The 8,595-nt window shown below is 37.7% G+C and carries 11 protein-coding genes; 2 read left to right on the plus strand and 9 right to left on the minus strand.

The genetic code is table 11. The features are described from left to right. Positions 1-50: 50 nt before the first annotated feature. On the minus strand, positions 51-761 hold the full coding sequence (locus KKC46_17430; protein ID MBU1055582.1) for a hypothetical protein: 711 nt from the start codon (positions 759-761) through the stop codon (positions 51-53). 272 nt (positions 762-1,033) lie between these two features. Here KKC46_17430 and larE point away from each other — a divergent pair, with 272 nt between their 5' ends. After that, positions 1,034-1,855 (plus strand): ATP-dependent sacrificial sulfur transferase LarE, encoded by an 822-nt coding sequence (gene larE, locus KKC46_17435; protein MBU1055583.1) that lies wholly within the window; start codon positions 1,034-1,036, stop codon positions 1,853-1,855. A 226-nt stretch (positions 1,856-2,081) separates the two neighbouring features. Here the strand turns inward: larE and KKC46_17440 are convergent, their stop codons facing one another. The 8 genes from KKC46_17440 to KKC46_17475 all read right to left on the minus strand — a co-directional run bounded on the left by KKC46_17440 (position 2,082) and on the right by KKC46_17475 (position 7,880). Beyond that, positions 2,082-2,531, minus strand: coding sequence for a hypothetical protein (locus tag KKC46_17440; protein ID MBU1055584.1), 450 nt, complete (start codon positions 2,529-2,531; stop codon positions 2,082-2,084). Between the two features lie 225 nt (positions 2,532-2,756). Continuing rightward, positions 2,757-4,118 carry a sodium:solute symporter family protein gene (locus tag KKC46_17445; GenBank protein ID MBU1055585.1) on the minus strand — a complete coding sequence of 454 codons (1,362 nt, stop codon included), beginning with the start codon at positions 4,116-4,118 and terminating at the stop codon, positions 2,757-2,759. Between the two features lie 315 nt (positions 4,119-4,433). Continuing rightward, entirely contained in the window at positions 4,434-4,568 is a 135-nt protein-coding gene (locus KKC46_17450; protein ID MBU1055586.1) for a hypothetical protein, read from the minus strand. Positions 4,569-4,693: 125 nt separating this feature from the next. Further along, the gene (locus KKC46_17455; protein MBU1055587.1) at positions 4,694-5,092 is read right to left on the minus strand and encodes a type II toxin-antitoxin system VapC family toxin; all 399 of its coding nucleotides are present in this window, start codon (positions 5,090-5,092) and stop codon (positions 4,694-4,696) included. After that, a complete protein-coding gene (locus tag KKC46_17460; GenBank protein MBU1055588.1) occupies positions 5,089-5,295 on the minus strand; it encodes an AbrB/MazE/SpoVT family DNA-binding domain-containing protein in 207 nt (68 codons plus the stop codon). The genes KKC46_17455 and KKC46_17460 overlap by 4 nt, the downstream gene beginning before the upstream one ends. An 854-nt stretch (positions 5,296-6,149) precedes the next feature. After that, a complete protein-coding gene (locus tag KKC46_17465; protein ID MBU1055589.1) occupies positions 6,150-6,878 on the minus strand; it encodes a hypothetical protein in 729 nt (242 codons plus the stop codon). A 40-nt stretch (positions 6,879-6,918) separates the two neighbouring features. Beyond that, positions 6,919-7,458 carry an AhpC/TSA family protein gene (locus KKC46_17470; protein MBU1055590.1) on the minus strand — a complete coding sequence of 180 codons (540 nt, stop codon included), beginning with the start codon at positions 7,456-7,458 and terminating at the stop codon, positions 6,919-6,921. A gap of 227 nt (positions 7,459-7,685) precedes the next feature. Further along, the gene (locus KKC46_17475; protein MBU1055591.1) at positions 7,686-7,880 is read right to left on the minus strand and encodes a hypothetical protein; all 195 of its coding nucleotides are present in this window, start codon (positions 7,878-7,880) and stop codon (positions 7,686-7,688) included. Positions 7,881-8,029: 149 nt separating this feature from the next. Between KKC46_17475 and KKC46_17480 the strand changes: the two genes are divergently transcribed. After that, positions 8,030-8,281, plus strand: a complete 252-nt coding sequence (locus KKC46_17480) for a hypothetical protein (protein MBU1055592.1) — start codon at positions 8,030-8,032, stop codon at positions 8,279-8,281. Positions 8,282-8,595: the final 314 nt, after the last annotated feature.

Here is an 8,595-nt window from a genome sequence, read left to right on the forward strand (position 1 = left end):
ATATTAAAACGCTGCCTTTAAATCGGAAATTATTTATTTGGCACGATATCCTATTGTGAGATATCAGGAGACGAGTTATCCGGGTATGATGGGGGAGTGATATCCTGTGACGTAGTCTCGGGTAACGTAGTATCAGATAACGGTATTTCCTGGGACGGTATATCCCGGTTTTCCGGACTTATTTCCAAACCCGCCTTGAGAAAGGCCATTCGACCTATTATAAAATCTATTTTTCGCTTTATCAGATCTGATTCTATCTCATCAGGGCCAAGTAACATTGCTCTTTTTAAATATTCATGAGCGGTTTTCAACTCAGTAAGTGTATCTTTATTTAAAGCTATATCCCCTTTATAAATAAGCACCATTCTGTCTATTTTATTTAAACGGGCATTGGCCTGCTGCATAAGATCGTCGTTAATTGCAAAAGATAAAGACTTGTTCAAATAAGTTCTCATTCCTTCAAAGTCGGGGAGACCCGGCACGTCCATTACTGCATCAGCCTTCTCAATGTAATATTTTGCTATTAACGGAAAAACTTCTTCACGTGTATACACCTCTTTTAAAGGGTTCGGGGCTTCCGCTCCGGGCATGACAATAAAAAGTTCTCTGCCGAGAGGAGAGAATCTTCCCTTCCATATTTCTATTGCTCCCTGCTTATATTCTATAAAGTAATTATCTGTGTTTAAACGGCTTGCCATTAAGGTTATAGAAATTAAGGCTGCAACGATTAAAGCTATAGTTAACATTGTTGTCTTTTTCATAAAAGATACACCTTTAGGATTAATTACCCTGCCCCGATATGATATTAGATCGGATATTATGCAAAGCTCCGGATTTTTGAGGGCTTATCTTAATTTATATTCCATATTTTGTAAACATCTTTCGGAAAGTTAAAAAAGCATAAAACATTATAGTTTTTAGAGTAACATACCGAATGAAGAAATAAAATAAGTTTGTTCATGATACTTATTGAGTTATAATACGAAATATATGAAAAACAAACATTATACCAGGTATGGAGAGCTATATAGCAATGACCAGTAAAACCCTTAATTGCGGTAATATCGAAGAAAAAAAAGAACGGCTGATTTCAATTTTAAAAAATTATGATTCACTTGCGATTGCCTTTTCAGGAGGTGTTGACAGCTCCTATTTGCTTGCTTTGTCACATAAAGTTATGGGTAAGAAAGTTTTTGCTATTACAGCCATATCACCGGTTCATCCGGCAAGAGAAATTAAATTTGCACAAAAATTTGCAGCAAGTCGTAAGATCAGGCATGTAATCATTAAATCGGACGAGATGAGTCTTCCGGAATTTATAGCAAACAACAGAAACAGATGTTATGTATGCAAGAAAATTCTTTTTCCGAAGATGCTTGAGTATGCGGTAAAATCAGGAGTAAAAGATCTGGTTCATGGTGCAAATGTTGATGATCTCAATGACTTCCGTCCCGGTTTTTCAGCCGCTTCAGAGTCAAAAATTGCAGCTCCCCTGATAGATGCCGGGCTTTCAAAAAAGGATATACGCCAGCTTTCAAAAAACATGAATCTTGAAACATGGAATAAACCTGCAATGGCATGTCTTGCTACAAGAATACCATATGGGACAAGTATTACAGCCGAAATTTTAAATAAGATTGAAGATGCAGAAAATGCTTTAATCGATCTTGGTTTTAGCACCTGCCGTGTCCGTCATCATGGCGATCTTGCAAGAATCGAGGTGCCTCCTAAAGATTTTAAAAAGATATTAAGCAAAGAAAATATGGAAGCAATCATCAAAACAATAAAAAAGGCAGGTTATTTATACGTTACAATGGATATTGAAGGCTATATTCAGGGAAGTATGAACAGGTGAGCCAGTTTCAAAACGTCCCATTTTGGCCGATCTCTACGTTGGGTGAAAATTTCGCACGAAGTGAAGCTTTAGCGCTATCCTCGAAATACTAAATGTATTCCTGTGGTTAAAATTTTCACCCGCCTTGACCTTGACCAAACTGAAACGTTTTGAAAGTGGCTCAAGTAGTAAAGATTTAAACAAACGGTAAATTATCAGGTAAATTTAGATTGTCGGGCGTTATAAATTATTGGGGGCAGTTATCCCCTTTAAATTTTATATTAATAATAATATTATCTTTGTTAACCTCGAAATATCCCGCGCATTCTGTTTTTTTGATTTGATGTTCAATCGTCAACCCCCCATCGGATGTGCTTGTACCGTAAGAGTATGCCCCTGTTTTGGTATTATAAATATCAATATCCTTGCGTTGGGGCTGTCTTAAAACCGGAACAGGATAAAATTTTTTAATGTTTTTAATGACAATATATACTGTATTTCCGTTTGGAGCAGTAATTGAACGGTCAGGATAACCATGCTTTTCAACAAGTTTGTTAATATTTACTCCTATCCACTTTTTCCGGACTTCATCTATTGTTTGCCCGGCAAAAGTCATATCTATTGCTGTAAATGATAAAAGAAACAGCAAAATAATGGTTAAATTAAAAATTATATTTGGATTTGTTTTGTATTTCATGAAATTCTCTTTTCAGGTTGTTGAGTTATATTTTGTTACGAATATACTAAAAAGAGTGTTTAATTGCAATATAAAAACCGGGAAGCTCATTTTCCACTCAATCTGTAGGATTTCTTTAGGTTGCAATGTGATAGTTAATCCTATTTTTTACAGGCTTTTACCGGCGCTTTCGGTCAGACCCCAAAGCCTATAACCCCTATGTCTGGATTTCGGGATGGCAAAATACTATTTTCTGGAAATATTATAATAGATAAGTATTACAATGAAGTTGCAGAACAGGCCTATAATAAGTCCGTCCAATCCTGCCGGATTATCCAAAATAAAATTCCAGACAATAACACCAATAACACCGGCTATGGCACCGGCTATAAAATGCTTTGTTTTTGTTTTATAACCAAGGATGGCAAGTGTCAGGGGCGCAAGCACTATGGGTGACCAGAAATTATATGAATAAAGAAGTATGTCAAGAACGCTTTTAATCTTTACCGCAAAAACAATTGCGATAATACCTGTCAGAACATTAACTGAGCGTACCTGTAGCAGTTCCGATGACGAATTGTGATTTTTACTTAAAGGTTTCACAATGTCATTAACAAAAGCAACTGCTGCGGCATTCAGAAACGAATCTGCAGAAGACATAACAATGGAAATAACTCCTGCAATTACAATCCCTTTAAGCCCGATTGGCAGAACGGTATTAATTACAAATGGCATGGAAAGATTAGGATCCAGATCAGGTTTTATAACCAATGCAACAATTCCAATTAAACCTGTAATCGCGAAAAAGGGAAAAGAAAATAGTCCGCTCCACAAAATACCTTTGGCTGTATGCTTTGATTCTTTTGAAAGAAAAAGCCTTTGCACATAAGGAGGCACCAGGGTTTCCCCAAAAAGAAAGGACATAAAAAGAACTGAAAGTTGTAAAAATGTCCTGCCTGTTCCAAGAAAAGAAAAGTGTGTTGCAGGAACAGCACTTTTAACCGCTGCCCAGCCGCCTGCATAGTGAATTCCGAAAATCAGTGTCAGGGGAATTCCAATTGACAGTATAATAAATTGAAAAACATCTGTAAAAACAACAGCACGCATTCCGCCAACAGTTGAATAGACAATAACAATACCGCACCCGATAAGTATACCGTACATACGCGGAATGCCCATAAAAACATTAAATATATAGCCCATTGCGCCTACCTGTGCCCCGAGAATCCCTGCGCACACTGCAACAGACATTATACCGGTTATTATTTTACCGCTTTTGCCATAGTTTTCATACATGATGTCGCCAACGGAAATCGCATCAGGATATTTTCCCATTTTTGGCGCGATCAGGGTCGCAACCAGGATTTCCTTGAGACTGAATCCCCACAAAGCAAAGATATTTACAATACCGAAAATGAATACTTTCTCAGCATTTCCCATGGAAAAGCCGCCGCCAATAAATGAGGCGGAAATGGTTGCGAAAATAACCCAGGTACCGAATGAACGATCAGACACAGAAAAATGTGTCAGGTTTTTTACGCCTTTTCCTGCCCAGACTCCGATCGCGAGGACACACAACAAATAAATAATGGTGATTGCCTGATCCATAAGCAATATCCTTTCGGTTAAAAAGGGGGTAAGTAAAAAAGAGGGACAGCCGTTACAATAAAAATCATACTTATGAGCCACTTTCAAAACGTTTCAGTTTGGTTAAGCTCAAGGCGGAAGAAAATTTCAACCGCAGGAATACATTTAGTATTTCGAGGATAGCGCTAATGGTTAGCGCTATGCTTCACTACGTGTCACTTCGTGCGAAATTTGAGCCCAACGCAGAGATCGGCTAAAATGGGGCGTTTTGAAACTGGCTCATCAGTTTCTATTTGGACTGACGGTATAGTTTAACTCCCCATGAAAGTCATTTTTCTACATTATCAGCGATTTCATTATTTTGTCAGACACCTTGATTCCCGTTGGATATTCTTTTAAATCTATTGCCGCCAGTATTTTCAGACACGCTTCGGTTGTCGTATTTGCTATAAATAAGTTTACAAGTTGCATACGTCCCCGATACTACCGTCATTTAAAAAAGAGCCCATCTTTTTTAATAGGGGGTGTTTTTTCTCTTGACGAACCCTTTAATGGGTGACCCCATTTCTTTATTTGAAAGGCGCGATACGAGCGTCCTACTCAACGCCCTTGTTGGCCTGGGCATGTTTTGGAAAATATTTTACTCCTGGTAGATCCTTAAAATGGGTGTCCAATGTCCATATGTCACATTGATATGATTTTGCAGTGGCAAAAATTATGCTATCCGCCATCGGCAATTTATGTATTAGACTCAGCTTGGCAGCACTTAAAGATAGGCTTATGCTAAGTTCGATTACTTTTCCTTTTTGCATTGCAGCTACTGATTGCAACGCCTCATTCTCTCCGGCTTCACGTAAAACGACTTTAAATACTTCATATATGGTAATGATAGGGACAATTAGGGATGAAACGTCTTCTAAAGGCATAGAAAATTGTGTTGCATTAGGCCCACCAGAAAAGTATTCCAGCCAACCAGACGAATCGACAATGTTCATAAGCGGTCACTTTCACGCTCGAATTCTGTATCAATTCCTTTTATAAATCCACGGAGATCTGAAATATCTTTGTCAGGAATTAATTCGATTCTTCCTTCATACTCAATGACTGTTAATTTTTGCCCAGGGCGTAGTCGCATAGTTTCACGGATTAACTTAGGAATAACCACCTGAAATTTTGGAGAAACTGTTACTGTTTGCATGATTGCACCTCGATCGGTTTGGTTTTTGTAATACATTATCATGATCGATAGGGTCTTGTCAATTTCAAGAGGCCAACAAGCAGTTGAGCAGCTCCCCTGCTCAACTGCCTTGTTGGATGATATGGTTTCAAAAATGGGGCAGTAAATTACCGTCTATTTGAGAAACGCATAAAAGCATAGACGTTACTACCCAGGCTTTTCTGGAAATTATTCTGGCGTTTGTCCTGTTAATATTTGTTGTAGGACTTTTGGTCTGGTTTTTTGAAAGGAAGAAAAACCAGGAACAATTCGGCGGCAGCTTTCTGGCAGGATATTTTATTTCGCTATCTGGGAGAACCGACTTCTTGATAAAGGAATAATAGGGCCTGCATGAAAATCCTTAAGCGAGATCTACTTCTAAATCATTTGGGGTTAAAGAGTTACACCTGATTCTTACCTTATTTGGAAAGCATATTTTCAGAAAGTTCCTTTTGCCTTGATTCATAAACGGCCTCGCTTATGAGACCTTGATTATAAGTTCCTCAAAGCTTATTGAGGCTTTTCTTCAAGATCAAGACCGATATTAAGTGCTGGTGCAACATAGGCGCCAGGAACCGCCTTTTCCAGAGTTAAAAAAAATCCTGAAAGCAAGCATAATTCGCCTGTCTCTTTTTCTTCATGTTCAAGATAATGCCCTGAGTCAATGGTGGGCAGGTATCAGTTTGCTCGATATAAGCAAGGCATGAATAATTTTAACTGCAATACCTTTTTATAACCGCTGTGCCCCTGACCAACCAAGTGCACTCAGTTGATAGGACAAATAGTGTCTGATACTTTTTGACGAGAAACTTTCGACATCTTTATATTGTCCTATACTAATCAACTCGATTTCTTTGAGTACGTTTGATAATCAATCCAATTATAATCGAAGGTATTGATAGCAGTGGGCAAAAAATGATTAAACTATAAAGAATCCACCATCCTCCTTCTGAATTGTATGTTTTTCCAGAAATAAGCAGTATAATATGAGATATGATTATCAAAAGGGGAAGTTTCGCAAGGTCATAAAATATCTTTGGTCTATTTTTAATGTTATCATTAATATTTCTGTATACAATGAATAAAAAGGAAGAAGCTATAAAGAGGCTGAGAACAAACCTAACTGAAGCGGTTGTTTCACTATATGGGTACATGAAATGGGATTGAATGAGCCACAATATTAGGAGAATTGCGAATGGTATCCAAGGAGGATTTATTTTAATCCAAAACTTGATCTTTGATGGTAATCCGTCGAACCCTTTCCTTTTAAACAGGCAATGAGATGACACCAAGAAACCAAATACACAGCCGATAGGAACCAGGGCAATGAGGCTTGCATATTCCTCAGCATAAGCAGGCTGTATAAATAATGATGGGCCAAGAATTAATAAAGGCACCAATGCTCCTTGAATAGAGCCAATTAGTGGAGAGCATAGCTTTATACTTTCAAAAACAACAAAAATAACCCCTATTAAAAACATGATAATTCCAAACGGATATTGCTGTTTCGCCCATTCAATCCAAAGACCTAACGGGATGTAGGTAACAATAAGAGTAAGCGTCAAAACAATATCTATCTTGGCGAGTCGATTCTGCATATTTTAATTAGGAAATTATCTTCAACAGAGTAGAATTTTCAGGTACATCACCCACATTTTTCCCATAGTAGGCATAGCGGATGATTCTATCGGTATCCACCAGAAAAACCGCTGGCAACTGTTTCTCCCGACCTTCGTATTTACCATGCCCATATCCCAGTTTATTAGAAGCCAGCCCTTTTCTAATAACACTTGGTGTTAAATAACGAAAAATAGACCCAACCTTGACACCGTATTGTTCAAAAATCTCCGCTTTAGGATCACAGACGACGGTTAATGGTATTTCTTTCTGCTCTTTCTGATCTCTCATTACTTCCGGTGCGCTCTGCAAAACAGCTACAGGCCTTACTCCGTGTGCTTCAAACTGATCCAAATCCCGGATCAGCTCATCGATTTTTATCCGGCATAGTGGACAGCCGATATATCTTAGAAACAATAAAAAAACTTTGCTTTGTTCAAGCATATTGTAAAAACTATTATTTCCATTCCAAAGGGTCTCAAAAGAAAAATCCGGGGCTGTATCTCCGATCGAAAACAAGCCGTTCATAGCGTTCTCCCTATATAGTGGAAAAAGTATTGATAAGAATTTAGGCAATATTAATCTGCTATCAATGTAACCATATCAGACATCTGGAAATTATATCCTTAGCGTTCCAGATATATTTTCATCTTACATCCTAACTTAAAAAATGAAGAAGAACCATCTTTGCCCTTTTTTATATTTAAAATTATCTTCTGTAATCTCCTGAATATATTTAACACCGGAAATAGTATTTAAAGACCCCAATGCCCCTTTCTATCAAAAGCCATGTAAATTTGATCAGCTTCTCCTGCAATCGCTTCAATGGCGCGATAATCAGTAGAATTTTTACCATCCCATAATGCCATTGTAGCACATCCATTTAGAAAGAGACTTATTAAAATGGTGCTGGCTTTCTTTTTCAAGTATTTATTTATAATGTCTCGCATTGTTGTCCTTATAGGAGGTAAGATTATGAAGTTCAATGAGTTAGCAGAAAAAAACCTCAATCCAATTCCAGCAACATCAATATTTATAGAAACTCAATAGCTTGCGATACCCGATATGATTTATTTGCATTGCCCATAATTTAATATAGATGTTTGAAGAATACCTCAAACAAGAAGGCGCTGAAAATAAAATTGAAAATAACAGACGTAAAAAGAGGCTTGAAGAAACCCTGGCCAAAGTCAAAATCAAGAAAGACAAATTACCGTTCTTTCTCACAACGGCCAGAGGACCAACTCAACAGTCAGTAGAATTTATCCGATGGATACGCAACAACTTATTCTCAAGCACTTCATGGGTAGAGGCTATGGGCTCGTTAAAGCAGATTTATGCTGTCTTTTGATCGGAAATTTTGGACACCGTTGTTTCCTACTGTCCCTTTATTTTCCTATTGTAAAAAAGCGCTAACAAATTAACTGGCGGGCGTTCAAAGTGGGTAAAGCCAGTTAACATGATTGATTAATAAAACCCCAACTGAAAATTCAGCGGCAATGTAACGCCCGTCCACGTTGAATTAATTGTGTACGCCCGGCATGGGCGTGAATTTATGGGGTGTAAGTTATATATTAAAATAACAATAGAACATATCCCCACACGTAGTATAAAAATAATTTATTATCGCGCAGATAAACAAATAACCTCCTGATAAGATAAATA

The organism is Pseudomonadota bacterium (genome assembly GCA_018817425.1).
Lineage (GTDB): Bacteria > Desulfobacterota > Desulfobacteria > Desulfobacterales > RPRI01 > RPRI01.

Bases quoted from the DNA above. Each gene is read 5' to 3' on its own strand.
- KKC46_17430 (MBU1055582.1), bottom strand. From the start codon at position 761: ATGAAAAAGACAACAATGTTAACTATAGCTTTAATCGTTGCAGCCTTA.
- larE (MBU1055583.1), top strand. From the start codon at position 1,034: ATGACCAGTAAAACCCTTAATTGCGGTAATATCGAAGAAAAAAAAGAA.
- KKC46_17440 (MBU1055584.1), bottom strand. From the start codon at position 2,531: ATGAAATACAAAACAAATCCAAATATAATTTTTAATTTAACCATTATT.
- KKC46_17445 (MBU1055585.1), bottom strand. From the start codon at position 4,118: ATGGATCAGGCAATCACCATTATTTATTTGTTGTGTGTCCTCGCGATC.
- KKC46_17450 (MBU1055586.1), bottom strand. From the start codon at position 4,568: ATGCAACTTGTAAACTTATTTATAGCAAATACGACAACCGAAGCGTGT.
- KKC46_17455 (MBU1055587.1), bottom strand. From the start codon at position 5,092: ATGAACATTGTCGATTCGTCTGGTTGGCTGGAATACTTTTCTGGTGGG.
- KKC46_17460 (MBU1055588.1), bottom strand. From the start codon at position 5,295: ATGCAAACAGTAACAGTTTCTCCAAAATTTCAGGTGGTTATTCCTAAG.
- KKC46_17470 (MBU1055590.1), bottom strand. From the start codon at position 7,458: ATGAACGGCTTGTTTTCGATCGGAGATACAGCCCCGGATTTTTCTTTT.
- KKC46_17475 (MBU1055591.1), bottom strand. From the start codon at position 7,880: ATGCGAGACATTATAAATAAATACTTGAAAAAGAAAGCCAGCACCATT.
- KKC46_17480 (MBU1055592.1), top strand. From the start codon at position 8,030: ATGTTTGAAGAATACCTCAAACAAGAAGGCGCTGAAAATAAAATTGAA.